The sequence below is a fragment of the Rhodococcus sp. WWJCD1 genome (assembly GCF_002258735.1).
Classification (GTDB): Bacteria; Actinomycetota; Actinomycetes; order Mycobacteriales; family Mycobacteriaceae; genus Rhodococcoides.
In genome coordinates this window covers 191,735-215,836 of sequence record NZ_NOXY01000033.1, presented here as the reverse complement: position 1 = coordinate 215,836, position 24,102 = coordinate 191,735, and the positions used below count along the sequence as shown (strand labels likewise).

The following is a 24,102-nucleotide window of genomic DNA, read 5'->3' as shown; positions in this document are numbered from 1 at the left end:
CTTCTCTCACATCCTGAATACGCCGTAGCCGCGCTGGCCGGCGACATGATCGGAATGGGCGGCGGACAGTGCGATGCCCAGAACCGAGCGGGTATCACGAGGGTCGATGACGCCGTCGTCGTAGATGCGGGCGGAGACGAAGAACGGATGCGACTCGTCCTCGATCTGCTTTTCGATCGCTGCCGTGCGCTCGGCATCACCCTCGGCGTCGAAAGCGCGGCCTGCGGACTCGGCTGCGGACTTTCCGACGATGGACATCACGCCCGCGAGCTGCTGAGCGCCCATCACAGCGAGCCGGGCATTAGCCCAGGTGAACATGAACCGAGGGTCGTACGCACGACCGGACATTCCATAATTGCCGGCACCGAAGGATCCGCCCATGTTGATCGTGATGTGCGGAACCTTGCTGTTGGTCACCGAGTTGATCATCTTGGATCCGTCCTTGATGATGCCACCCTGCTCGTACTGGGTTCCCACCATGAATCCTGTGGTGTTCTGCAGGAAGATCAGCGGTGTGTCCGTTTGATTGGCAAGTTGGATGAATTCGCTTGCCTTCTTAGCCTCCTCGCTGAACAGGACGCCCCGTGCGTTCGACAGGATTCCGACCGGAAACCCGTGCACACTTGCCCAGCCCGTCACGAGGGACGTTCCGTAACGAGGCTTGTATTCCGAGAAACGAGACCCGTCGACCACACGCGCGATGACCTCACGCGGGTCGAACGGAACTCGCTGATCGCCCGACGCGATGCCCAGGAGTTCTTCGGAGTCGTAGATCGGTTCGTCGGCGGGCACACTCGGGCCGGGCCCGTGTTTGCGCCAGTTGAGGTGCGTGACGATGTCGCGACCGATCCGAATGCAGTCGACCTCGTCGATTGCGAAGTAGTCGGCGACACCGGAGACGCGTGAGTGCATGTCGGCACCACCGAGCTGCTCACCGTCGGCGTCTTCGCCGGTTGCCATCTTCACCAGTGGCGGTCCACCGAGGAACACCTTCGCTGCCTTGTCGACCAACACGGAGTAATCGCACATTCCCGGCACGTATGCGCCACCTGCCGTGGCGTTTCCGAACACGAGCGCGATCGTCGGAATTCCCATCGACGACAACTCGGTGAGATCGTGAAAGATTTTGCCTGCGAACACGAACAGCTCCGACTGAGTCGGCAGATCGGCACCACCGCTTTCGACCAGACAGAGCACCGGAAGTCGGTTCGTGCGGGCGATCTCGAGTGCGCGCAGATTCTTCTTGAGAGTGAAGGGGTTCATCGCGCCGCCGCGCACCGTCGGGTCGTGCGCAATGATCATGCACTCGACGCCCTCGACCACACCGACGCCGGTGACAATGGCAGCACCGACCGTGAACTCTGTCCCCCACGCGGCAAGCGCCGACAATTCCAGGAACGAAGCGTCACGGTCCAGTAGCAGTTCGATGCGCTCACGGGCGAGCAACTTGCCGCGGTCGCGGTGACGCTGGGCGTAGCGCTCGCCTCCGCCGGCCACGACGGTTTCCAGCTGGGCGTCGAGCGCGGCGACTGCAGCACGTTGAACATCGAGATTGGTCTTGAACTGCGACGAGGTCGTGTCGACAGCAGCCTGCAATACGGCCATTTTCCCGCCTTACTTCTCCTCGGAGCACGATCACCGATCGAGTCGGTGTGTCGTGGGTTACACTATAGTGAATGACCATAAACTAACTTCGACGCAGTGGCCGTGTCAACCACACATTCACCACGCTGGGTGTCCCGACCGCTCCGCTCTAGTGATTCGTCGTTCTCATGCTATGGACTGCAGCTGGTCCTACGAGATCCCGAGCACAGGTCAGACACACAGCAATTGTGTGGTTCGTCGCCGTCAACACAAGGTCGACCGGCCTACAGTTGCCGCCAGACCGTACGAGATAGTAAATTGCGAGTAACTAGCGCGATTCGAAGGCGGTGAACGTTGACAACAGCACAGGCTGCACGTGTGCGGGACCCGGAGCGCAGCGCGAAGATTCTGGATGCGGCAGTGGAGTTGTTCGCATCGCGGGGCTTTCATTCGGTTGCGATGTCCGATATCGGGCAGACAGCCGGGATCGTCGGATCCGGAATCTATCGACATTTCGAGAGTAAGTACGCAGTACTGGTCGCTCTCCTCGAAGACGTCATGACGAGGCTCTCCAGCAGTGCGGACCGTATCGTGGCCATGCATGCCGACACCGCTTCGACCATGAAGCATCTCGTCGAGACTCAGATCGACTTCTGCCTGCATAACCGTCGATACGTCCAGCTGTACCGCCAAGAAATCAACTCGCTTCAAGATTCCGATCGACGACGACTTCGCCGGATGCAGCGTCGTTACAACGAGGAATGGATAGCCACATTGCTCGAAATGCGGCCGGAACTCGACGATTCACGCGCGCGCGTCCTTGTCCACGCTGCCATCGGCGCAATTCAGTCGAGCGTCACATTGGACAGCGGCCTACCACCGGACGAACAAGCGGCGAGCCTGATGGCGATAGCACAGAATTGCCTCGCGACCGAATGGTGACGTTCGACCGCCAGCAGGGGTGCCCAGGGGTGCCCGTTACATCGGAGTTTCGCCCCCAGCATCATCTCGCTGGACTGTCGAACAGGAAGTTCGGAGTGAGCGAGCAATCGACAGCTGACAGAGAGCAGTAGTCGGTAGCGATTCCCACACGTCCGAGCAATGCAGCAACCCCCACGGAAGCAGTCAGCGATTCATTCCGCCGCGAGGGCCGAAGAATTCGGTGGTCCCGTCGTCGACGTGGCCCCTGGCGCAGTAAGCATTAACCTCACCGACAGGTGACTCACCACTGCCGCCCGCATCACCGCAACCATGACACCGATCAGCACACCCGCTACTGACGGACTCATCGCCGGGGTGATTGCACGGGGACTGCCCCTACCGGTTGTTGGGCAGTTGCATCTGCAGTGCCAGCTGCGCGGCAGCAGGCACATCTGACACGTCAGGGATTCACTACTCCTCCCCCAACCGATCCTGCATCCGCACCAACGTCGTTCGCATTTTCTGAGCCTCGGCGATCTCGGCTAAAACCTTCGGATCGCACTTCCGATACAACTGCTCCACCGCCGGCCACACCTCCCCCTCGGCGTCGCCGAGCCCCGGGCGCTTCACCAGATCCAACACTGCCTGCTCCGCAGTAGTCGCCAATACCGGACCCAACTCGGTATCGATCCGCTCCGCATCCAGACGCGCTGTATCGCGCACAACGAACCGGACTACTGCCTGCCGGTCGACCAACCGAATCGGATCATGTCGCGTCGGCACAGCCACCACAGCCGTCGCCAACGCCCGCGGAATCGCCCCGTGCAACCGAGCCGCGCTGACCCCCATCACGACAGCGTCATCGACGCCGTAGGCCGCAACCGCGATACCGGCCGCCGCTGCCTCCAGGCCAGGCATCCAACCGCCACCCACCTGATCGTCTGGCACCGCCACATAGAAGCCCGTCGCCACCCGATGCAGCAGACCCAAGTCCGTCAGGCGCGCGAGCTCGGCTCGCGGGTGTGCGTAGACGTCAGCCGCTGTCGCGGCCCGCACCATCCGCATCGGAAGCCGCGCGAACTCGGGAGGTAACCCGGTCTGACGGCGTCGCACATCGCTAGTCGTCACAGTCACCTCCATAGAGTGTCGAATATGTAGGCTCCAAGACTACAGAACCGACACTGATTCCAACATCGCAATCCAGGCTTGGTCACTCCCGCCCGGTCCGCAAAGATCCATCTACATCCACACGAATGCTCACCGATGAGTTAGCAACGAGTTGTGACATTCTGTGACACCGAACGCCGAATCGAGCCGCCGAACCGGCAAATCCCCAGGTCACAAGCGACAGATAAACCCAGGTGGACGGACCGGGCTCACACAAGAAACGAGCGGCCACAACAGGCCAAAAAGAGACGGCCCCAACCGTTTTCACTGGTCAGAGCCGTCCGCAAGAGCCTCCTAACGGGATTGAACCGTTGACCGCTCGCTTACAAGGCGAGTGCTCTACCGCTGAGCTAAGGAGGCAGTGAAGCGAGGCAAGCATATCCGTTCATCGGACGCTCAGTGTCAACAGGTACCTTGTCGGTGGATCACCCCAGCAACGTGTAAAGACGGTCATGACTTTCCTGCAAGACCTGACGGCTTCGCTGAGCCGTCTCACCGGTGAGCGTCGGGCCACCATCGATACGCCGACCGCAGCGCCGTCACCTCTACGCCCGATCGATCTGACCGACGATGCGTCGGTCGCCGAGGTACTGGACCTCGCGGTTCGCGTCGGCGAGGTGTTGTTGGCCTCGGGCACTTCGGCGGTGGACACTGCGACGCAGGTGCAGTTCATCGCGGCGACGTACGGCCTTGCGCGGTGCGATGTCGACGTCACGTACAACTCGATCACTCTGAGCGCCCATCGCGGCCCGACGCGTCCTCCGGCGTCGACGATGCGCATCGTGCATTACCGCTCGATGGACTTCACGCGTCTGGCCGAGGTCGACCGTCTCATTCGCGCGGTCCGCGTCAAGATGGTCCCGCCCAGTGTGGCGCTCGACCGACTCGACGACATCACCAAGGCCCCGCACCCCTACAACCGCTGGATCGCGACCCTCGCCTGGTCCGGTATGGCCGCGGCCATCAGTGTGCTGCTCGGCGGTGGCCCCCTGGTGGCTGTGGTCAGCTTCCTGACCACGATGGTGATCGACCGCATCGGACGAGTGCTCAACCGCGCGGGCCTGCCGTTCTTCTTTCAGCAGGTGGTCGGCGGCTTCGTGGCCGCGACACCGGCGATCACGCTGTACAACTTTCAGGACCAGCTGAACATCAGCATTTCGCCGTCGCAGATCATCGCGGCCGGTGTGGTCGTGTTGCTGTCGGGCCTCTCGCTGGTCGGCTCGGTGCAAGACGCGATCACCGGTGCCCCGATCACGGCGTCGGCGAGGTTCTTCGAGGTGTTGATGATGACCGGCGGAATCATCGCCGGTGTCGCGACGTCACTGCGGATTGCGGCGTTGATCGGTAGCGATCTGCCTCAGATCAGCAATCTGGCACCGCCGGACATCCTGCAGGTCCCCACGAAGGTGCTCGCAGGCGCGGCAGCGTCGTTGTTCTATGCCCTTGCCTGCTACGCAGAACGGCGTGCGTTGACGGCTGCCTTTATGGGCGGTTTCGCAGGCTCCCTCGTCTACCTGCTGTCGCAGACGCTCAACGTGGGTCCGATCATCGCCTCGGCCATCGCCGCTGTCGTCGTCGGATTCGCCGGCGGTCTGCTGGCCCGTCGAGCGCTCATTCCGCCGTTGATCGTTGCCGTTGCCGGCATCACGCCATTGCTGCCGGGCCTCTCTCTGTACCGCGGTCTGTACGCGATCCTGAACGACCAATTATTGCTGGGAATCAGCTCACTGTTCGCGGCGTTCGGCGTCGGTTGCGGCCTGGCCGCCGGCGTGACCCTGGGTGAGTGGGGTGCCCGTACCCTGCGCCGCCCGCGCATCCTGGCGCGCACCGAGGAATTGCTGCGCCCGACGCTTCGCCGCAAAGAAGAACCGCGCCGACCGACGGTTCGTCGGCGGCGCGGCACGGGTTCTTCGTAACGCGAAGATCAGGCCTCGGCGCTGGGGGTTCCCTCGGCAGAGGCGCGTGCAGCAGCGTCGGCTTCCATGGCCTCACGCAGGCTGCGCGGACGCATATCGGTCCAGTTCTTCTCGACGTACTCCAAGCACGCAGCGCGGGTGTCTTCACCGAAGACGACACGCCATCCCTGAGGGACCTCGGAGAACGTCGGCCACAGCGAATGCTGGTCTTCGTCGTTGACCAGCACGAAGAAGCGTCCGTCTTCGTCATCGAACGGGTTGGTACTCATCTCGCCTCACTCGTCGCGAACGTTTGTTTGGTAAGTCTGCACCGTGAGGTGCCACACGACCCTAGCAACGCAGGTCGGGCTGTGGTGCCGTCAGGCCTTCAGAAAGCCGAGCAATTCCGCATTGACTGCCTCGGGACGCTCGAGATATCCGTAGTGGCCGGCATCTGCGATTTCGACGTACCGGGCGCCTGGAATGGCGTCCGCCAGCTCCTTGCCCAGGTAGGCGGGGATCATCCGATCGTCGGCGAACCCCACCGACAGGCACGGCACCGACACCCCCCGGTAAGCCGAAGTTCGATCGAAGTCGTCCTCCATCCCCAGCTGGGCACGCACTCCGGCCGAGGGCGAGGAGGCCGAGAACTCGAACAAATCCAGCCAATCGCGGGCACTGCGCCCGTCACGCAACGTCGCAGGAGACAGGTTCATCACTGCCGTCACCGCCGCCGAGTACGTGCCGGGGAGCTCGACCCGCTTGTCGTAGAGAGCCCGCTCACCGTGGGCGAGGGTCTTCTGAAACTCGTCCACTCTGGCGTGACCGGCGAGGAACACGGCCTTACGCACCAGATCAGGCCTGGCCAAAGCCAGCTCCTGCGCGACGCGTGAACCCATCGACGTGCCGACCACGAAGGCCTTCTCCTCGCCGTTGCGGACGAGTTCGATCAGGCCTGCGGTATCGGCGACCATGGACTCGATAGTGATGCCGTGAGTGCTCTCCGACGACGGCGCGATGCCGCGATTGTCGAACGTGCACACCCGGTACCCCGCCGCTGTGAGAGCGGGCACCTGGTGCAGCTCCCACACGCGTCCGGGGCTGCCGGTACCCATAACGAGAACCACCAGGTCTCCACTGCCTTTGACCTGGTAATTGATGTCGATGCCGTTGATCTTGGCGATAGGCATAGGTCTCCTCACTGCTGATGCGTTCGTCGGCGATCGTATCGTTCGGGACCGACACGGGGTTACTCGTACAGCCAGTGGGTACCTGCAGTTACATGACTGACGAGAACGTAGCGGGCGAAGCACGCAAGGGATTGCTCGACGGAATCAAGGGCAAAGCCAAAGAGGTCGTGGGCGCGGTGACCGGCAACGACTCGTTGACAGCAGAGGGTCAGTTGCAGGCCGCCCAAGCGCGCGAGCGCAAGGAGGCCCACGCCACCGAGCGGGTAGCGGAGGCGCAGGCCACCGATGCCGGCGAGGAACTGGCCGACGTGCGCACAGCTGCCGAAAGCCGGCGTGAAGCTGCGGAGAAGAACGCCGCGGTGACCGAAGCCAACGCGGATCGCGTACGGGAGACACAGGTGGCGGCAGCCGAGCAGAACAAGCGCGAGACCGTGGCGCAGGAGCGCGCAGCCGCGGAGGTGGACGCCACCGCCGAGCAGATCGAAGCCGACGAGGACAGGCGCATCGAGCAGGCCGCTGCGGACTCCGACGAAATGGTGGCCGCGCAGAAGCACCAGGAGGCACTTCGTCAGGCCGAGGCCGATCGCAAGAAGGCCGAAGAGCTCCGTAACCAAGCCTGAACCACTACCGCAAACCAGGAGTTTCGTTTCATGAGTGTCCTAGCCATACCGATGACCATTCTTCGCATTCAGTACAAGATCGCTCGAATTCCGTTGCAGCTCATCGAGACCAACGTGGTCGAGAAGATGAATGCGGAATCACCCGCCCGCCTGGTGTACGAGCACACCCTCGGATCACTGGACCGCGCCGTCGGAAACCTGTTGGGCGACAAGAGCCTTGCGGATCGCGGCGAGACCTTGGTCGACAGCACCGAGAACCGAGCAGAGGCAGCTCGGTTGGACGCCGAGGCCCGCGCCAAGAAGGCCGCTGCGGACGACGAGCTGAAGGTGGCTCGCGAGACTGCAGAGAAGGATCGCCGAGCCGCCGACGCCGCTGCCCAGGAAGCAGCACGTGACGCGCGCCAGGAAGCAGAGCAGCGCAAGCGCGAGGCTGCTCAGGAAGCCGAGCGTGAAGCCGCCGCCAAGAAGAAGAAGGCCGACGAGCAGGCTGCGGCAGCGACAAAATCCGCCGAGGATCGAAAGAAGGCTCAGCAGGCTCAGGTCGACAAGCAGGAGAAGTTGGCCGCCGCGCCGTCCGAAGCCGAATTGGCCGAGGCTGCAGAGCGTTCCAAGGAAGCTGACGCCAAGAAAGACGAAGCGGAGCGCATCGAAAAGCTGTTCATCGCCGAGAAGAACAAGGACTGAGCTCTCAATTCACTCGAATTGACCTCTTGGTCAACCTCTTCCAGCCCCGCACCGTGTTCTCGGTGCGGGGCTGGAATCTTTCCATGGGTTCACGCGATGTGGGGACCGGCTCTGGCGTGGGATTGCCGGGGTTCTCGGTACGGGTCGACGGTGGCCGGCGGTACGAACCACGGGTGGTTGTCGGCGCCGATGAACACTTCCCAATCCGAATGGTGGATGAGTCGGTGATGGAATCCGCACAGCAGGACGAGGTTGTTCATGTCGGTGGGTCCACCATCGGTCCAGTGCCAGATGTGGTGACCTTCGGTCCAGGCTGCGGGTTTCCCACAGCCAGGGAACGCGCAACCGTGATCGCGGGCGGTGAGGGCGCGTTTCTGTTTCGCGGTGACGGTGCGGGCGGTGCGGGCCAGATTGATCGGGGAACCGTTCTCGTCCATGACGATCGCGGTCAGAAGACAATCGCAGGCCAGCTGCCGAGACGTCTCGCGAGAGAGCGGTCCCATCCACGGCAGCCACCCGACAGTGGTGCCGTCACCGAACAAGTCCCTTTACGCGCGACGATCCGCGGTGGGGCCGGTGGCGCTGCCACTGCCACTGCCACTGCCACTGCCACTATCGCACTCATCGCCGCTGCCGCTGCCGTCGCCACCACCGACATCGACGTAGTCGGATTCGGTTGCGGTGCCGTTGTTCTCGCCACTGCCACTGCCACCGTCACCCGCTGCAGCGCCGCGGAGGTCCGTGAGGTCACGCAGGCTGATGTGCAGGTTGACGTGCGGCTTCTCCCCGCCTTCGGTGGGCCGATTACTGGAGGCGAGGTAGCGGTCGAGGATGTGTCCGAACGCCTCGGCGCGGCGTAGAGCGGGGCTGCGTTCGTCTTGGGTGCCGTCGGCTGCGGGTCGGGGTTCGGTCAACGGCGAGAGGGCGGCGAGGAGTTTTTCTCCGGTGATGGCGTCGAAGTCACCTTTGAGCGCCAGCCGCCCGTTGAGGGTTTTGGAGGCGAAGAGTTCGTTGCGGTCGGTGTCTTCGGGTGGTGGCTTGTTGCCACCGTAGGTGTCTTTCAGTTTGGTGATGGCTTCGCGGATGCGGTCGGTGCGTACGCCGGGTCCGGTCGCAGCTTTGATCATGGCAGCGCGGGCGATGTCGCGACCCTCCTGCGGGAGGTTCTTGGGTGGGGTTTCGGCGAAGGTGAGGATCAACGCGGCATGGTCGATGGACATGACGCCGGTGTTCACGGCGTCGGCGATATCGGGGAAGTTCTTCAGTCCGCGGGCGAGGGCGACGATCTTGGTGGCTTTGCCGGGGGTGAGCAGGGTGGTGGAGGTCAACCACCCGGCGGGTCCGGGGAATCCGAGTTTCTCGCGGGCCACGCGGGTGTCGATTTCGGCGACGAGGGCGATACGTCGGGCTTCGAGCAATTGGATCTGGTGGGAGACATCGGCAGCGTCGGCGAGGAGTTCTGCCTCGCTCAGTTGCCAGATATCTGTGGTCATGAGGTACGTGTATCGAATGCATGTTCGATACACAATGTTAGACGAATCGAAAACTATTGGCCTGCATAATGATTCGGAAACCTAACCTTGTCGGTGAGCCATGCTAGGCGAGTCGACCACCAACCCTGAACGTCGCTCGGTATGCACTGGGCGAAACACCCAGCTCCGCAGCAAGCTGGTTTCTCAACGATGTCGCGGTGCCGAATCCGGTGTCGTGCGCGATGCGTTCGACGGTCAGATCCGTGTTCTCGAGCAACTCCCGTGCACGCTGCACCCGCTGCGCCACGATCCAGCGGGCCGGGGAGATTCCGACTTCGGCCATGAAACGGCGGGAGAACGTCCGAACACTCATAGACTGCCGTCGCGCCAGGTCCTCCACCGACAGGGATGCGCCCAGGTTGATCAGTGCCCACTCCTGCGTGCCCGCCGTCGATGTGCCGTACGTCTGTGGAGCCGGGGTGTCGATGTACTGCGCCTGACCACCGCTGCGATGGGGTGGCACGACGGTTCCTCGGGCCACCCGATTGGCCACTGCCGCACCGAAATCCTGACGAATCATGTGCAGACACAGATCGATTCCCGACGCCTCCCCTGCCGCCGTCAGTATGTCGCCGTCCTCGGTATAGAGCACGTTCGGATCGAGCAGGACCGTCGGATACAGCTCGGCGAATCGGGAGGCCGACTTCCAGTGCGTGGTAGCCCGTTTGCCGTCGAGCAGCCCGGCTGCGGCGAGAACGAACGCGCCTGTGCAGATGGACGCCAATCTCTGATTCGTCACCACACGGAACAGGGGCGAGACTGCTACGACGTCGGTCTCATAGTCGGCGTCGGAGGCCGGAACGATCACGGTATCGGCCTCGGCCACGGCGTCGAGTCCGCGTTCGACGAGTATCCGGACATCGGAGTCGGTCCTGATCAGACCTGGCACGTCAGTGCAGGTGACCACCTCGTACAACGGCTCGCCGGAATCTGATTGCGCCTGCCCGAACAGGCGGTGCACGATGCCCAACTCCATGGCGAGGAGGCCGTCGCGCACGTAGACGGCAATGCGATGCGTCATGGTCGAATCCTGCCACGTGGCATTTCCTCTGGCGCTCCGACCAACCTCCCGGTTTACTGTTGACTCGGCGACGTGGACGACCGCGTCGTCCGACGCAAGCACGACGAACAGGAGCTGGCTCGAAAGATGAGGGAACAGCGCACGCTTTCGCCGATATTCGCGGCTCTGGTGATCGTCGGGGTTCTTGCCGTCCCACGGCTGGATCTGCCCTGGGCGGGAATTGCGGGTTGGGGACTGGCATTCGTCGCGGCAGCGGCCTGGCTCATCACAACACTGCGGCCGCGGCGCGCGAGCCGACACGGGTAGCCGCGCCACACAGATTGTGGCCGAAATCTTGCACAAGTTGTCATTTATGCCACTGTTGTCCGCAGGCCTACTGACCCAGGATCGAGTGCATGAACATCCTATGGGTCTACGCCCATCCAGAAGCCCGCTCACTGAACGGCTCTCTGCGAGACGCAGCACTGAAGCGACTCCGCGCCGACGGCCATACCGTCGAGCAGTCGGATCTGTATGCGATGCAGTGGAATCCGGTGGTCACCGCCGAGGATTATGCCCACGATCCGACCGAGCGATTCCAGGTGGCGACCGCATCCAGCACCGCCCTCGCGGCCGGCACCCTCGCCCCGGACATCGTGGCCGAGCAACAGAAGTTACTGCGTGCCGACGCCGTCGTACTGCAGTTTCCGCTGTGGTGGTTCTCGATGCCCGCGATCATGAAGGGCTGGGTAGATCGCGTGTTCGTCGAGGGTTTCGGCTACGGCATCAGGGCATCCGACGGCAGCACCCGGCGCTACGGCGACGGCATGCTCGCCGGACAGCGCGCGATGGTCGTCGTCACCATGGGCGGCAGCGAACACACCGTCTCCCCACGCGGTATCAACGGCGACCTGGACGAGATGCTGTACCCGATTCAGCACGGCATCCTGTTCTATACCGGCATGTCCGTATTGCCACCGGTGCTCGTGGCGAGCGCCGACCGGATGGCCGAGTCCGATTACGCCGCAGCGGAATCGGAACTCCTCCAGCGAGTGAAGAGTCTGCACACCGAGGAGCCCATCCCCTACCGCACCCAAAGCGGCGGCGACTACGACCGGCGATTCGTGCTGCGCACCGACGTCGAGGCCGGGGACACCGGCATGCGAGTACACACCGCCCCGTGATCAACCGAGAATGCGAGCGAGAAACGCACCGATGTTGTCTTCGACTGCAGCGGTGCGGGTCTCGACATCGAAGTCTTCCTTGAACTGCCGACCCAACGCCGGGGTCTTCTTCTTTCGCGCATAGAGCGAGCACGCGAGGTCCGAGCAGATGTAGGTACCCACCGTATTGCCACGCCTGCCGGATTCTCCGGCCTTCGCAGCAGCCATCAGCGAGACCCCGCCGTTGGCGTGTGTGGTGAGGCAGATGCTGCACATCTGCGCCGTGCGCGGCCCTCCTGGCTTGTAGCGCAACGCGATTCCGCGCGGAGCGTCCCCGGAAGGCACGATGATGTAGCTTCTTCCGGCGAGCTTCGGATCCACCCAACCGAAGAAGTCGAGATCGTCCCACGGTACTGCGTCGAATGCCTCGGGAAGGGTGACCCGTTTGGCGTCGCCCTTGGACGAATTGACGAACGACGACCTGATGTCGCGTTCGGAGATCGGTTCCATGTCACTGCCTCCAGTGCTGTAAGAGTGTGTCGATGCCGTCGAGGATGCGTGTCCACGACTGCTGCGAGTCGGGTGCACTGTGAGCGAACGAGCCGGCCGCGTCGAGGCTGGCATAGCCGTGAAAGACACTGCCGAGCAATCGGACTGCATGGACCTGATCCTCTTCGCCCAGGTCGTACCCCCGGAGGATCGCCTTCATCATTGCCGAGTGACGCACTCCCGCACTCGCAAGAGCGGTCTCGTGATCGAGCGGAAACTGCGTCGCCGCATAGCGACCGGGATGCTCACGCGAATAGTCGAGATATGCGTTCGCGACGGCCACCAACGCGTCTTTGCCCGCCCGGCCCGCGAGAGCTTCCGACACCCTGTCGGCCAGTTCCTCCAACGCCAGCAGCGCGATGCCGACGTTCAACTCGTGCGAGTTCTTCAGATGCGAATACAGGCTCGCCACCTTGACGTCGAAGCGTCGTGCCAACTCGCTCGCAGTCACGCGATCGAAGCCGACCTCGTCGGCCAGGTCCGCTCCTGCTGCCACGATGCGCTGCGCGGTCAATCCTGCGCGTGCCATGCCGGCCTCCTCCTCTGCTGAAGAAGACCGTAACCGAAACTAATACCTATAGGCAAATAGCTAAACCAATCAGCGGCCCTGCCACGCCTCCCACAACTGTGCGTACCGTCCACCGGCCGCGACCAGCTCCTCGTGCGGACCCTGCTCCAGGATTTTTCCGTGTTCGAGCACCACTACGCGGTCGGCCGCAGCTGCCTGAGTCAGGCGATGCGCGACGATCAACGTACTGCGACCCTTCGTCGCGGCTTCGGCGGCAGCTTCGAGTTCTCGCGCACCGGAACTGCCCGCTTCCGCGGTGGCCTCGTCCAACACCGCGACGGCCGGGTCGGCGAGAACCAAACGCGCCAAGGCCAATTGCTGCGATTGTGCCGCGGTCAACTGGTGCCCGCCCTCGCCGACGGCGGTATCGAGTCCGTCTTCGAGCGCCTCGACCCACCCCCACGCGCCGACGGTCCGCAACGCGGCTTCGACGTCGGCGCGTTCGGCGTCCGGCGCAGCCAACCGCACGTCGTCGATCAACCGGCCGGCGAAAACGTGCACTTCCTGACTGACGATTGCGACGTGACGACGTAAGCCCTCACTGCCCAGCGCGTCCAGCGTTGCGCCGCCGACGCGAACCGACCCGGACGTCGACGCGATCGAGCCGGCCGCGATGGCCGCGATCGTCGATTTGCCGGCACCGGTGGACCCGACCAGCGCCACCGTCTCGCCTGCAGCGACGCGCAGGTTCACTCCGTGCAACACGTCGTGACCCTCCTCGTACGCGTGTCGCAGATCGGTGACGTCCAGGGTGGCGTCGACGGGTACGGAACCGTCGCCCACCGGCCGTTCGTCGGGAATGTCCACGACGCCGACCAGGCGGGCCAACGACGCACCGGCAGACTGGATGTCGTCGAAGGTGAACAACAACGTGCCGATCGGATTGAACAGGCGGTGGAACAGCAAGGCCGCGGCCGTCGTCTCACCGACGGTGACGTAATCGCCTCGTACGAGCAGGAACCCGGCCAGCAGGATCACCGACAGCCCTACGCACTCGGCACGGTTGCTGCGCGAGCCGAACCGGGTGAAGAGTCGAAAGACCTCCAGGCCGATGTCTCGGGCCTTGGCCGACGACCGGTCGATGTCGCTCAGATGGGCAGACTCGAGTCCGTACGCGCGCACCGTCTTTGCGCCCTGCATGCTGCTGACGAACGACTGCGCACGCTCGCCCATCGCGACGCGTTCGGCCGCATACAGCGGAGCCGACCGCGGCAGATACCACCGCAGCGCCAGCACGTACATCGGCAATGCCACCAGCCCCGCGAGGCCGAGACGCCAGTCGATTCCCAGCATCGTGATCATGCTCAGGCACACGAGCAGGACTGCTCCGACGAGCTGCGGGATCACTTCACCGATCGACTTCGCCATCACTGCGACGTCGTCGCCCACCCGAGAGAGCAAGTCGCCCTTGCCTACTCGTTCCAACGTCGCCACCGGCAGATGCAGGGCGCGCCGAACGACGGCTTCGCGCAGCGAGGCCAGGATGCCCTCGCCGAGTGTGCTGATCAGATAGCCACTGAATCCGGTGACGATTCCGCCGATCACCGCTGCCACCGAGATCACCACAACGACGCCGATGATCGTCGACGTGTCGGCTCCGTCGCGGACGCGGTCGACCAGCACACCGAGCACGTACACCGGCACCAGCGACATCCCCGCGGCGATTGCGCCGAGGAGCAGCGTCACCGCCGTTCGTGCCTTCCGCAGGCGCAGCTGTTCCAGCAGCCACTTCCCGGACCGTGCCCCGGTTGCGATCGGAAGTAGTTCGGGGGTCGTCATCGCAGCACCGTGTCCTTGTACTGCGCGTCCGAGGACGCGAGATCGTGGTGCGTTCCCTCGGCGACGACGCGTCCGCCGTCGACGACGAGAACGCGATGGGTCACCGACAACAGCGCAGGGCTGGTGGTGATGAGGATCGTTGTTTGCGAGGCGCTTTCGGTGTGCCGCAGCTCGGCGACACCGCGGGCTATGGCGTGTTCGGTGACGGCGTCGACGGCCGTCGTGGGGTCGTGCAGCACCAGCACCGGGGCATCGACCGACAGCGCCCGGGCCAAGGCGACTCGTTGACGTTGCCCGCCGGACAGGCTCGCTCCGCGGTCGGTGACGGCGTGGTCGAGGCCGGCTTCGTGCAGTTCGACGACGTCGGTGGCCGCGGATGCCTGCAGCACTCGGTCGAGTTCGGCCTCGGGCCGCTCACGCCCGGCGGTGACGTTGCTACGCACGGTGCCGGCGAAGAGGTCGGTCAGGTGCGGCTCGACGAGAACGGTCTCACGGGCGCGTCGGAGATCGATCCGACCCGCCGGGATCCCGCCGATACGTACCGTTCCGGTGTAATCGGACTCGGAGATCTGGCCGGACAGCAGTGCGGCGATCGCTTCGCCGTCCTGCGGCCGATAGGCCACCACTCCGAGTAACTCACCCGGTGCGGCTCGGAATGCGAGGCCGTCGAGCGACCGGAACCGAACGTCGTCGACGGTCAGTTCGGTACCTACCGGAACCGCGGACTCCGACTGCGGTAGAACGTGTTCCGCACCCAGTACCAGGGCGAGCCGATCGGCCGATCCACGCACCATGGCCACCACACCGGGGATCCTCGACAACCCGGTGAGAGGTTCGATGACGAATTGCGAGAGTCCGATGACGGTGATCAACTCACCGACCGAAATCCTGCCCTGCAACGCGAACCAGCCTGCGGTCCCGGCAATTCCGACGGCGAGCAGCGCGTTGACCGCCGCGGCGAGGCCCTGATAGACGTTGTTGGCGCGGGCCAGTTTCAGCGTCGCTGCCAGTGCCGTTCTGCTCGACGTCACGAACCGCTGCGTTGCAGCGTTCTCGGCACCGATACCGCGCAGGGGCCGCACTCCGCTGACCAGATCGGTGGCCATCCCCGATACCCCGGCGATCTCGGCCTGCTGTGCGGTGGCCGCACGAGTGAGCAACGGGGCGAGACGCTGGAGCGCAATCAGAATCACCGGAGTTCCGATCACGACGGCCAAGCCGAGGGGAATGTCGACGACCAGCAGGGCCACCGCCGACGCGATGACAGCGACCGCCGACGCGAAGACCCGGGCGATCAGATCGAGGATCCACGACTCCTTCTCGGCATCGGACGTCGACACCGTCAGCAGCTCCCCCGACGACAGCTCGGTCCGCAGTCCGCGGGGATCGAGGACGCGTCCGGCAACCTCGATGCGCACCAGGTACGCCTCCCGCTCGATCGCGACGACGATGATGCGAGCACCGATGCGCCACGCGTACGACAGCGTGACGAACAGGGCTGCCAGCCCGATCAGCGAGACGATCATCGCCGTGACGTCGCCGGTGTCGATGGCCCGCGAGACGATGAGACCGATGGCCACCGGGACCATCGTTTCGCATAGTTGATGTACCCCGAACAGCATCGACGACCCGATCAAGCGGGCGCGATGGCGTCGTACGGTGCGGCGCAGAATCGCGGAGCCGGTGGCTGGAGGAGGGCCCTCCACCACCGTTCGAGCATGGCGGAGCGGCACAGAATCGGTCATTTGTCGCAGCCTAAGGGATCGGGAACTGGCGATGGGGTGCCACATTTACATAGAGTCGTGGCCAGGAACACCACGTAAGTCCAGCAGAGAGTACGGAGAACACCATGCCTGCCAAGACCTCCACCGACAACGACATCGCCGACGAAGACATCGTCCCACTCGAGTACGAGACGGCCAGCCAGGCTCAGCGCGTCGTCGCCGCCTACGCGACCGATGCCGACGAATGCCGCATGTTGTTGTCGATGCTGGGTATAGACCCCGTAGCGAAGACCGACTGACAGGTTTTCGCAGGGCTGTTTCCCCAGAGATCTACAAGCGGATTGGACAGTTGTGGCTGACGCCTCGCAGGGTTCGGATTTTGTCGTCGTAGCCAACAGGTTGCCCGTCGATCTGGAAAAGCTTCCGGACGGAAGCACGCGATGGAAGCGAAGCCCCGGCGGGTTGGTCACCGCCCTCGAACCGATCCTGCGCGCCAACAAGGGTGCCTGGGTGGGATGGGTCGGCGTGTCCGACGTCGACGTCGAGCCGTTCGTCGAGGACGACCTGCAGCTGCGGCCGGTGCCGATCAGCGAGAAGGAATACACCCAGTACTACGAGGGCTTCTCCAATGCCACCCTGTGGCCGCTCTACCACGACGTCATCGTCAAGCCGGAGTACGACCGCGACTGGTGGAACGCTTACGTCGAGGTGAACCGTCGCTTCGCCGAGAAGACATCAGAGGCCGCGGCGCAGGGCGCGACGGTCTGGATCCAGGACTACCAGCTCCAGCTCGTTCCGAAGATGCTGCGGATGCTGCGCCCCGATCTGACCATCGGGTTCTTCCTGCACATTCCGTTCCCGCCGATCGAGCTGTTCATGCAGATGCCGTGGCGCACCGAGATCGTCGAGGGACTCCTCGGTGCCGATCTCATCGGGTTCCATCTGTCCGGCGGCGCGCAGAACTTCCTCTACCTTGCCCGACGCCTCGCTGGGGGAACCACGTCCCGCGGAACCGTCGGAGTGCGGTCCAAGCTCGGCGTCGTGCAGGTCGGCTTCCGGACCGTGCGTGTCGGGGCCTTCCCCATCTCCATCGACTCGGGCGACCTCGACACCAAGTCTCGCTCCAAGGCCGTCCGTGATCGCGCGAAGCAACTCCGCAAGGACCTGGGAAACCCGAAGCGCATCATGCTCGGCGTCGATCGACTCGATTACACCAAGGGAATCGACGTCCGGCTCAACGCTTTCCGCGAGTTGCTCGAAGAGGGCCGCGTCGACCCCGCCGAGAACGTCATCGTGCAGTTGGCCACGCCCAGCCGGGAACGCGTCGAAAGTTACGTAGCGATGCGCGGCGAGATCGAGCAGCAGGTGGGCCGGATCAACGGCGAATACGGCCAGGTGGGTCATCCCGTGGTGCACTACCTGCACCGGCCGATCCCCCGCGACGACCTGCTGGCCTATTTCGTCGCCGCCGACGTCATGCTGGTCACGCCACTGCGCGACGGCATGAATCTCGTCGCCAAGGAGTATGTGGCCTGCCGCAGCGATCTCGGTGGCGCGCTCGTACTCAGCGAATTCACCGGTGCCGCAGCAGAACTGCGCCAGGCATACCTGTGCAATCCACACGACCTGGACAGCGTGAAGGACGCCATCATCGGCGCGCTCGAACAGGAACCCGAGGCAGGAAAGCGCCACATGCGTGCCATGCGTCGGCAGGTGCTCGCGCACGACGTCGACCGCTGGGCCCGTTCCTTCCTGACCGCGCTCGCACAACCTGCGGAGGGCTCGAACCCCACGCAGCGTTAAATCGCTTTCCTTCCGACCGTCGACGGCTGTAACTTTGCCGTCGACGGTTTTTTCATGCATGCCAGAAGTGAGGAGGTGGGCATCGTGGCCACCTGGACGACAACACCCCCGAGCCCTCGTTCCTCCTCCCCGAAGGATCTCGCATGTCTTCACTCGACCATTACGGTCTCGATCAGCACTGGCTGACCGAATTCGAAAACCATTCTCGGAACAGAATTCTCGCCCGTGTCGTACGCGTCGACCGCGGCGAGTTCGACGCCGTCACCGACAGCGGCATCGTCCGATGCACCGGCAGCAACACCTGCACCGGGGATTGGGTGACCCTGGACGAGAACTCGTTCCGCCTGATGGCCATCCTCCCCCGCCGGACGGCCATCGAACGCGCCTCCGCCGGATCCACTTCCGAGGCACAAGTTCTCGGAGCCAACGTCGATACCGTCGTGGTCACCGTCGCGTCGGACACGGCCCTCGACCTCGGTCGCGTCGAGCGCTACATCACCCTCGCCTGGGGCAGCGGCGGCGTCCCCGTTCTCGCGATCACCAAGAACGACAGCGGCAGCGTCGACGAAGAACGAATACTGGCAGCCGCACCGGGTGTCACCGTATGCAGCACGAGCGCTGTCTCGACCGGCGGAATCGACTCACTGACAGGACATCTGCGAGGCACGGTCGCACTGATCGGGCCGTCGGGATCCGGCAAGTCGACGCTCGGCAACGCCCTTCTGGGCGGCTCGGCGTTCGCAACCGGTGCCACCCGCGACGCCGACGGCAAAGGCAGGCACACGACGGTGCATCGGGAGTTGGTGCCGATTCCGGCGTCCGGCCTCGTTCTGCTGGATACCCCGGGTCTGCGGTCGGTGGGTATCCAGGGATCGGAAGATGCTGTGGCGAGCGCCTTTTCCGACATCGAAGAACTTGCCGCACTGTGCCGGTTCGGTGACTGTGCGCACGAACACGAGCCCGGATGCGCAGTGCTCGCCGCCGTCGACGAGGGCGAGCTCACCGAACGCAGACTGGGCAACTACCGAAAGCTGCTGCGGGAGAACGCCTGGGCCACCTCGAGGCACGACGCCCGAGCTCGCAGCGAGAAGCTGCGCGAGTACAAGCAGATCTCGAAGTCACTACGTCGGAAATACGCCGCCGACGGTAGAGGGAGGTAGGTCAGCTCTCGTCGAACAGTGAGGGACTGTCGGTCTCCGCCTCGGCCTGCCGAGCCGAACCCTCACTGCTCGACGCCTTGCGCACCACCTCGACCGTGGTGGTGCGCACCGACAACCGATGCCCGTCGTGGTGTTCGAGCAACGCCAAACCCTGACGAATCTCGAGCACCTTCCACGGGCCGGCGTGCCCGGACGCCTGAACCAGGTCGCCTGGTGCGATCTCGGAAGCCACTGTTGTTCTCCATTCGGCGAGCGATCGGGTTCGAGCAAGTCTGTGACACACACCCTATCGGGCACGCATCTGGGCGCACTCACTTGCTCGGTGAACAAATTAGGAGTACTCATGTAATAGTTATAGATATACAAGCATTATCGCGGAGGTGAACGTGGCCGAGTTGACTCGACGACACCGGTATCTCGTGCTCGGCATCTGCTGCCTGAGCCTGTTTCTCGTCAGCACCGACAACACGATCGTCAACGTTGCACTGCCGTCGATGCGCGCCGACCTGAACGCATCGGTATCGGGCCTGCAGTGGATCATCGACGCATACACGCTGGTCGTCGCCTCGCTGCTGATGCTCGGCGGCTCGATGGCCGACAAGTTCGGACGCAAACGTTTCTTCCTGATCGGGACCGGAACGTTCGTGGTCGGGTCCCTGCTGTGCAGCATTGCACCGTCACTGGGCTGGCTCGTCGCCTTCCGCATGCTGCAGGCCGTCGGCGGTTCGATGATGAATCCCGTCGCGATGTCGATCATCACCAATACCTTCACCGACCCGAAAGAGCGTGCCGGGGCCATCGGAATGTGGGGTGCTGTCGTCGGGATCTCGATGTCGGCGGGCCCCGCGCTCGGCGGCATCCTCGTCACCGGAGCCGGCTGGCAATCGATATTCTGGATCAACGTCCCGGTCGGCATCTTCGCACTGGCGATGACGGTGAAGTTCGTCCCCGAATCCAAAGCCGAGCACGCGAGAAAGTTCGACCCGGCCGGTCAATTCCTCATCTTCGCGTTTCTCGCCTCGCTGGTGTTCACCATCATCGAAGGGCCTGCGAAGGGCTGGGGATCACCGCTGATCGTGCTGACCGGTGCCATCGCGGTGGGTTCCCTCGTCGGCCTGCTGGTGGTCGAGTCGCGGATCGAGGAACCCCTGATCCAACTGAGGTTCTTCCGTAGCGCACCGTTCAGCGGAGCGACGGTGATCGCCGTGTGCGCGTTCGCTTCCCTGGGCGGATTTCTGTTCCTCAACACCCTGTACCTGCAGGACGTGCGCGGCTACTCCCCGCTGCATGCCGGTCTCTACACTCTGCCGATGGCCTTGATGACGCTGATCTTCGCGCCGATCTCCGGCCGCATCGTCGGCACCCTGGGTGCGCGCATTCCGCTGCTCGTTGCCGGAATCGGATTCGTGGCCTCGGCGCTGATGCTCACCCGACTGACTCCGACGACGTCGTTCGCGTGGCTGGCGGTTGCCTACGTGATCTTCGGAATATCCTTCGGCATGGTCAATGCTCCGATCACCAATACCGCGGTGTCCGGAATGCCGCGCAGCCAGGCCGGAGTCGCGTCCGCCATCGCGTCGACCAGTAGGCAGGTGGGTCAGTCGCTCGGCGTGGCCGTCGTCGGCTCCATCGTCACCGCGAGCATCGTCGGTGAGATCTCCGACGGTTTCACCGCCGCGGCCGTGCCCGCGTGGTTCGTCATCGCAGGCGCAGGCGTGGTCGTCACCGTGCTCGCCTTGGTCACCACCGGCCGGTGGGCCCGCTCGACCGCCGAGAACATCGGCCGTCCGGTGCTCGTATGACCGCCGACGCAGCGCATGTCTGGCGCGAGATGCGCTCACTGATGCTCGAGAAACACGACACCCGACGGGCCGTCGCCGACGCCACCGGCATGAGCTTTCTGCGGGCGAAGCTGCTCACCAAATTGCTCGCGGGAGATCGGACGGTGACCGAGCTGGCCGAGATTCTTGCGTCCGATGCGCCGTACGTCTCCCTCAACGTTCGCGAGCTCGAGAAGCGCGAATTGGTGGTGCGCACCGAAGATCCCGAGGATCGCCGACGCCGCATCATCGGGCTCACCGATGCCGGCCGTCGCCTTGCGGAGAAAGCCAGAACAATCGCCGACGCCCCGCCGCCGGAATTCACGACGGTATCCGCGGCGGATCTGGCACATCTACGACGGATTCTGCAGCTGCCCTGAACTCTTGGGACAGCGCTTCAGCGGCGGATGGACTCGAGTGGGGTGCCGGTCTCGACCAGGGCCCGTACGGTCGCCGCTTCCATTCCCGGGGATCCGCACACCAAAATTTGGCTGTCCAGGAATGGCCCCTGGGTGGCGACGACGTCGGCCATACTGCCTTCCCAGCAGTGCTCGGGCTCGAAGAACGCGGTGGTGGAACCGATTTCGTCACGGATGCGGTCGTTCCATCGATCCGGAGCCCACGGCTCGTTCAGTTGATCGACGACGGGAACGACGGTCAACCACCGCAATTGCGACGCCATCAACCACAGCATGTCCCCGGCATACAGGTCGCGAGGCGATTTTCCGCCGACGAACAGCGTGACGTTGGGTGGCTGCTCCCAGCGCGTGAGATCGAGCAGAATTGCCCGCAACGGAGCGAGGCCGGTGCCGCCCGCGATCATGACGACGTCGCGACCCGAGTCGTCGACATGCAGACCGCCTTTGGGATCGCTGATCTGCCAGACATCACCTGGCCGTGTCTCGTTGACGATCGACCCGCTCACCCATCCAGCGGGAACGGCTCGGACGTGAAATTCCAGTTTGCCGTCGAGCGAGGGCGGCAGCGCTGGTGAGTATCGCCGCGTCAGAGCTGAGTTCTGGGGAACTGTCACCGATACCGACTGGCCTGCCGTGAACGGAACCACATCGCCCTCGAGTCTGATGACCGCGAGGTCGTTCCGAAGGCGGTGATACTGAACGACCGTCGAACTCCACGCCTGCATGCCGACCAGGATAGGGGTCGGTGCCGGGTGTCTCGCAAACGCGCGCGAGGCTCGCCGGCGCAAACGCGCGCGCGTTTGCTGAACGCGCGCGAAATAGTGAGCGAATCAGCGACGACAATGCGCGCATCTGACAAATGCGCGCGCGTTTGCGAGGATCTGAGCCCGCAAAGAGGCGGCGAACCTAGCGCTGGTGCTTCGGCTTCCAGACCACCAGGGCGTTGCGTTGAATCGGCACCAGGTCGCGGCGATAGCTGGCGTGCACGGCTGCCAACTCCTGAGCCAGTTCGCTGATTCGCGACTGCAGAGCCTCGACCTGATTGGTGAGCTCGATGATGCGCTTGATACCGGCGAGGTTGACGCCCTCGTCCTGCGAGAGTCGCTGCACTTCACGGAGCAGTGCGACGTCACGCGGGGAGTAGCGTCGACCGCCGCCGGTGGTGCGGTGCGGGGTGACCAGTCCGAGCCTGTCGTAGGTGCGCAGTGTCTGCGCGTGCATACCGGCCAGCTGTGCCGCGACGGAGATCACGAAGATCTGCGCGTCGGGATCAGCTTGTGCTCCACCGTTTTTCGGGGAACCGCCCTCGGGAGGGACCGACATCACACACCTGCCCACCCGGCCCGCGGGTCGAATCCGCTGGCCTTCTCGGCTTCCAGATAGTTCTTCAGAGCGTCGGTAGCAGCATCGTCCAGTTTCTGCGGGACGGCAACTTTGACGGTCACCATCAGGTCGCCGGTACCGGACTTCTTCGGGATACCGCGTCCACGCACCCGCAGCACTCGGCCGTCGACGGTTCCCGGTGGCACCTTCACTCCGACGCGACCCTCGAGGGTGGGCACCGACAGCGTTGTACCGAGCACCAGTTCGCCGTAGCTCACCGGAACGGTCACCGTCAGATCGTCGTTGTTGCGGCCGAACACCTTGTCGGGCTTGACCCGTACTGTCACGAACAGGTCGCCCGATGGCGCTCCGCGCAGACCCGCTTCGCCTTGACCGGCGAGCCTGACCTTCTGCCCGTCGCTGATGCCGGCCGGTACACGCACGGTGATGGTGCGGGTCCGGTTCTGCACTCCGGTTCCACGGCAGTCGACGCACGGGTCGTCGATGATGGACCCGCTGCCACGGCAGTCGTCACACGGCTCACTGAAGCCGAACGCGCCTTGATTTCTGTTGACGACGCCTTGGCCGTTGCATTTGGGGCACACGCGCGGGCTGGTTCCTGGCTTTGCGCCGCTGCCGTGGCAGGTGGTGCACGATGACGGGCTGGTCAACTTCAAGGGGACCGTAACGCCCTGTGCCGCTTCACGGAACTGCAGCGAGGTCTCGGTCTCGACGTCGCTGCCGCGTCGGGGCCGATTGCTCTGCGGGCGCTGTTGAGCGCCACCGCGATTGAACAGGCCACCGAAGAGGTCGCCGATTCCGCCGTCGCCGCCGCCTTGACCGAAGATGTCGCCGACGTCGAAGGTCTGGCCGCCACCGCCGAATCCGCCTGCGCCGGGCGAGAACCCACCGCCACCGCCGCGGCTACCGAAACCACCCGAGGCGAACAGCCGTCGTGCTTCGTCGTATTCCTTGCGCTTGGCCGGGTCGGCGAGCACGGCGTGCGCCTCGCTGACCGCCTTGAACTTGTTCTCGGCCGAGGCGTTGCCCGGATTGGCATCGGGATGGTTGTCCCGGGCCAACTTTCGGTACGCCTTCTTGATTTCTTCTGCAGTCGCGCTGGAGGAAACGCCCAGCTCCTTGTAGAAGTCCTTCTCGATCCACTCCCGCTGGCTCACCGGGCGTTTCCTCCTCTCGCGCT

24 protein-coding genes, 1 tRNA gene and 1 pseudogene are annotated in these 24,102 nt (G+C 64.0%); 11 read left to right on the top strand and 15 right to left on the bottom strand.

From position 1 onward, the window contains the following. Nucleotides 1–6 precede the first annotated feature (6 nt). Entirely contained in the window at nt 7–1,605 is a 1,599-nt protein-coding gene (locus CH286_RS27135; protein WP_094610934.1) for an acyl-CoA carboxylase subunit beta, read from the bottom strand. A 333-nt stretch (nt 1,606–1,938) separates the two neighbouring features. Between CH286_RS27135 and CH286_RS27130 the strand changes: the two genes are divergently transcribed. Beyond that, entirely contained in the window at nt 1,939–2,526 is a 588-nt protein-coding gene (locus tag CH286_RS27130; RefSeq protein WP_094610933.1) for a TetR/AcrR family transcriptional regulator, read from the top strand. 450 nt (nt 2,527–2,976) lie between these two features. Here the strand turns inward: CH286_RS27130 and CH286_RS27125 are convergent, their stop codons facing one another. Together CH286_RS27125 and CH286_RS27120 are read right to left on the bottom strand one after the other, a co-directional pair. Then, nucleotides 2,977–3,570, bottom strand: coding sequence for a type IV toxin-antitoxin system AbiEi family antitoxin domain-containing protein (locus tag CH286_RS27125; RefSeq protein ID WP_094610989.1), 594 nt, complete (start codon nt 3,568–3,570; stop codon nt 2,977–2,979). A 390-nt stretch (nt 3,571–3,960) separates the two neighbouring features. Further along, a tRNA-Thr gene (locus CH286_RS27120) sits at nt 3,961–4,032 on the bottom strand. A gap of 92 nt (nt 4,033–4,124) precedes the next feature. Here CH286_RS27120 and CH286_RS27115 point away from each other — a divergent pair. After that, the gene (locus CH286_RS27115) at nt 4,125–5,588 is read left to right on the top strand and encodes a threonine/serine ThrE exporter family protein (RefSeq protein WP_037146856.1); all 1,464 of its coding nucleotides are present in this window, start codon (nt 4,125–4,127) and stop codon (nt 5,586–5,588) included. Between the two features lie 8 nt (nt 5,589–5,596). Here the strand turns inward: CH286_RS27115 and CH286_RS27110 are convergent, their stop codons facing one another. Both CH286_RS27110 and CH286_RS27105 read right to left on the bottom strand, forming a co-directional pair. Continuing rightward, nucleotides 5,597–5,857, bottom strand: coding sequence for an MbtH family protein (locus tag CH286_RS27110; protein ID WP_032376226.1), 261 nt, complete (start codon nt 5,855–5,857; stop codon nt 5,597–5,599). Between the two features lie 90 nt (nt 5,858–5,947). Beyond that, entirely contained in the window at nt 5,948–6,757 is an 810-nt protein-coding gene (locus tag CH286_RS27105) for an alpha/beta fold hydrolase (RefSeq protein ID WP_032376225.1), read from the bottom strand. 92 nt (nt 6,758–6,849) lie between these two features. Between CH286_RS27105 and CH286_RS27100 the strand changes: the two genes are divergently transcribed. Continuing rightward, a complete protein-coding gene (locus tag CH286_RS27100; protein ID WP_032405928.1) occupies nt 6,850–7,377 on the top strand; it encodes a hypothetical protein in 528 nt (175 codons plus the stop codon). A gap of 30 nt (nt 7,378–7,407) precedes the next feature. Further along, entirely contained in the window at nt 7,408–8,061 is a 654-nt protein-coding gene (locus CH286_RS27095; RefSeq protein ID WP_032405548.1) for a hypothetical protein, read from the top strand. Nucleotides 8,062–8,150: 89 nt separating this feature from the next. On the opposite strand, the pseudogene CH286_RS27090 reads toward CH286_RS27095, so the two are convergent. Then, nucleotides 8,151–9,554: pseudogene (locus tag CH286_RS27090) on the bottom strand (DUF222 domain-containing protein). 103 nt (nt 9,555–9,657) lie between these two features. Next, entirely contained in the window at nt 9,658–10,614 is a 957-nt protein-coding gene (locus CH286_RS27085) for a GlxA family transcriptional regulator (protein WP_176458368.1), read from the bottom strand. A gap of 72 nt (nt 10,615–10,686) precedes the next feature. On the opposite strand from CH286_RS27085, the gene CH286_RS27080 reads away from it, so the two are divergent. Both CH286_RS27080 and CH286_RS27075 read left to right on the top strand, forming a co-directional pair. Further along, the gene (locus CH286_RS27080; protein WP_094610932.1) at nt 10,687–10,920 is read left to right on the top strand and encodes a hypothetical protein; all 234 of its coding nucleotides are present in this window, start codon (nt 10,687–10,689) and stop codon (nt 10,918–10,920) included. An 89-nt stretch (nt 10,921–11,009) separates the two neighbouring features. Continuing rightward, nucleotides 11,010–11,777 carry an NAD(P)H-dependent oxidoreductase gene (locus CH286_RS27075; protein WP_094610931.1) on the top strand — a complete coding sequence of 256 codons (768 nt, stop codon included), beginning with the start codon at nt 11,010–11,012 and terminating at the stop codon, nt 11,775–11,777. Here the strand turns inward: CH286_RS27075 and CH286_RS27070 are convergent, their stop codons facing one another. The 4 genes from CH286_RS27070 to CH286_RS27055 all read right to left on the bottom strand — a co-directional run bounded on the left by CH286_RS27070 (nt 11,778) and on the right by CH286_RS27055 (nt 16,397). Continuing rightward, nucleotides 11,778–12,266 (bottom strand): FBP domain-containing protein, encoded by a 489-nt coding sequence (locus tag CH286_RS27070; RefSeq protein WP_037146865.1) that lies wholly within the window; start codon nt 12,264–12,266, stop codon nt 11,778–11,780. Nucleotide 12,267: 1 nt separating this feature from the next. Then, entirely contained in the window at nt 12,268–12,834 is a 567-nt protein-coding gene (locus CH286_RS27065) for a TetR/AcrR family transcriptional regulator (RefSeq protein ID WP_032376221.1), read from the bottom strand. 69 nt (nt 12,835–12,903) lie between these two features. Continuing rightward, complete coding sequence (locus CH286_RS27060) at nt 12,904–14,652, bottom strand: ABC transporter ATP-binding protein (RefSeq protein WP_094610930.1); 1,749 nt, start codon at nt 14,650–14,652, stop codon at nt 12,904–12,906. After that, the gene (locus CH286_RS27055) at nt 14,649–16,397 is read right to left on the bottom strand and encodes an ABC transporter ATP-binding protein (RefSeq protein WP_255182782.1); all 1,749 of its coding nucleotides are present in this window, start codon (nt 16,395–16,397) and stop codon (nt 14,649–14,651) included. Before CH286_RS27055 ends, CH286_RS27060 begins: the two co-directional genes overlap by 4 nt. A 104-nt stretch (nt 16,398–16,501) precedes the next feature. On the opposite strand from CH286_RS27055, the gene CH286_RS27995 reads away from it, so the two are divergent. The 3 genes from CH286_RS27995 to rsgA all read left to right on the top strand — a co-directional run bounded on the left by CH286_RS27995 (nt 16,502) and on the right by rsgA (nt 19,339). Beyond that, nucleotides 16,502–16,675: a hypothetical protein gene (locus CH286_RS27995; protein WP_008710019.1), complete on the top strand. Its 174-nt coding sequence runs from the start codon at nt 16,502–16,504 to the stop codon at nt 16,673–16,675. Nucleotides 16,676–16,727: 52 nt separating this feature from the next. After that, nucleotides 16,728–18,179 carry an alpha,alpha-trehalose-phosphate synthase (UDP-forming) gene (locus CH286_RS27050; protein ID WP_032376219.1) on the top strand — a complete coding sequence of 484 codons (1,452 nt, stop codon included), beginning with the start codon at nt 16,728–16,730 and terminating at the stop codon, nt 18,177–18,179. Between the two features lie 143 nt (nt 18,180–18,322). Further along, complete coding sequence (gene rsgA / locus CH286_RS27045; RefSeq protein ID WP_094610929.1) at nt 18,323–19,339, top strand: ribosome small subunit-dependent GTPase A; 1,017 nt, start codon at nt 18,323–18,325, stop codon at nt 19,337–19,339. A 1-nt stretch (nt 19,340) separates the two neighbouring features. Here rsgA and CH286_RS27040 read toward each other — a convergent pair whose 3' ends face one another. Beyond that, a complete protein-coding gene (locus CH286_RS27040; RefSeq protein ID WP_032376217.1) occupies nt 19,341–19,571 on the bottom strand; it encodes a hypothetical protein in 231 nt (76 codons plus the stop codon). Nucleotides 19,572–19,725: 154 nt separating this feature from the next. On the opposite strand from CH286_RS27040, the gene CH286_RS27035 reads away from it, so the two are divergent. Together CH286_RS27035 and CH286_RS27030 are read left to right on the top strand one after the other, a co-directional pair. Further along, nucleotides 19,726–21,141, top strand: a complete 1,416-nt coding sequence (locus CH286_RS27035; protein WP_094610986.1) for an MFS transporter — start codon at nt 19,726–19,728, stop codon at nt 21,139–21,141. Continuing rightward, nucleotides 21,138–21,539 carry a MarR family winged helix-turn-helix transcriptional regulator gene (locus CH286_RS27030; protein ID WP_032405541.1) on the top strand — a complete coding sequence of 134 codons (402 nt, stop codon included), beginning with the start codon at nt 21,138–21,140 and terminating at the stop codon, nt 21,537–21,539. Before CH286_RS27035 ends, CH286_RS27030 begins: the two co-directional genes overlap by 4 nt. A 17-nt stretch (nt 21,540–21,556) precedes the next feature. On the opposite strand, the gene CH286_RS27025 is transcribed toward CH286_RS27030, so the two are convergent. The 3 genes from CH286_RS27025 to dnaJ form a co-directional block, all read right to left on the bottom strand. Then, nucleotides 21,557–22,303 (bottom strand): FAD-binding oxidoreductase, encoded by a 747-nt coding sequence (locus CH286_RS27025; RefSeq protein ID WP_032405540.1) that lies wholly within the window; start codon nt 22,301–22,303, stop codon nt 21,557–21,559. A gap of 181 nt (nt 22,304–22,484) precedes the next feature. After that, entirely contained in the window at nt 22,485–22,901 is a 417-nt protein-coding gene (locus CH286_RS27020; protein ID WP_052057737.1) for a heat shock protein transcriptional repressor HspR, read from the bottom strand. Then, the gene (gene dnaJ, locus CH286_RS27015) at nt 22,901–24,079 is read right to left on the bottom strand and encodes a molecular chaperone DnaJ (protein WP_094610928.1); all 1,179 of its coding nucleotides are present in this window, start codon (nt 24,077–24,079) and stop codon (nt 22,901–22,903) included. Before dnaJ ends, CH286_RS27020 begins: the two co-directional genes overlap by 1 nt. Nucleotides 24,080–24,102: the final 23 nt, after the last annotated feature.

Coding starts and splice junctions, on each gene's coding strand:
- CH286_RS27135 (WP_094610934.1), bottom strand. CDS start 1,605: ATGGCCGTATTGCAGGCTGCTGTCGACACGACCTCGTCGCAGTTCAAG.
- CH286_RS27125 (WP_094610989.1), bottom strand. CDS start 3,570: ATGCGGATGGTGCGGGCCGCGACAGCGGCTGACGTCTACGCACACCCG.
- CH286_RS27115 (WP_037146856.1), top strand. CDS start 4,125: ATGACTTTCCTGCAAGACCTGACGGCTTCGCTGAGCCGTCTCACCGGT.
- CH286_RS27110 (WP_032376226.1), bottom strand. CDS start 5,857: ATGAGTACCAACCCGTTCGATGACGAAGACGGACGCTTCTTCGTGCTG.
- CH286_RS27105 (WP_032376225.1), bottom strand. CDS start 6,757: ATGCCTATCGCCAAGATCAACGGCATCGACATCAATTACCAGGTCAAA.
- CH286_RS27100 (WP_032405928.1), top strand. CDS start 6,850: ATGACTGACGAGAACGTAGCGGGCGAAGCACGCAAGGGATTGCTCGAC.
- CH286_RS27095 (WP_032405548.1), top strand. CDS start 7,408: ATGAGTGTCCTAGCCATACCGATGACCATTCTTCGCATTCAGTACAAG.
- CH286_RS27085 (WP_176458368.1), bottom strand. CDS start 10,614: ATGACGCATCGCATTGCCGTCTACGTGCGCGACGGCCTCCTCGCCATG.
- CH286_RS27075 (WP_094610931.1), top strand. CDS start 11,010: ATGAACATCCTATGGGTCTACGCCCATCCAGAAGCCCGCTCACTGAAC.
- CH286_RS27070 (WP_037146865.1), bottom strand. CDS start 12,266: ATGGAACCGATCTCCGAACGCGACATCAGGTCGTCGTTCGTCAATTCG.
- CH286_RS27065 (WP_032376221.1), bottom strand. CDS start 12,834: ATGGCACGCGCAGGATTGACCGCGCAGCGCATCGTGGCAGCAGGAGCG.
- CH286_RS27060 (WP_094610930.1), bottom strand. CDS start 14,652: ATGACGACCCCCGAACTACTTCCGATCGCAACCGGGGCACGGTCCGGG.
- CH286_RS27055 (WP_255182782.1), bottom strand. CDS start 16,397: ATGACCGATTCTGTGCCGCTCCGCCATGCTCGAACGGTGGTGGAGGGC.
- CH286_RS27995 (WP_008710019.1), top strand. CDS start 16,502: ATGCCTGCCAAGACCTCCACCGACAACGACATCGCCGACGAAGACATC.
- rsgA (WP_094610929.1), top strand. CDS start 18,323: ATGTCTTCACTCGACCATTACGGTCTCGATCAGCACTGGCTGACCGAA.
- CH286_RS27030 (WP_032405541.1), top strand. CDS start 21,138: ATGACCGCCGACGCAGCGCATGTCTGGCGCGAGATGCGCTCACTGATG.
- CH286_RS27025 (WP_032405540.1), bottom strand. CDS start 22,303: ATGCAGGCGTGGAGTTCGACGGTCGTTCAGTATCACCGCCTTCGGAAC.
- CH286_RS27020 (WP_052057737.1), bottom strand. CDS start 22,901: ATGTCGGTCCCTCCCGAGGGCGGTTCCCCGAAAAACGGTGGAGCACAA.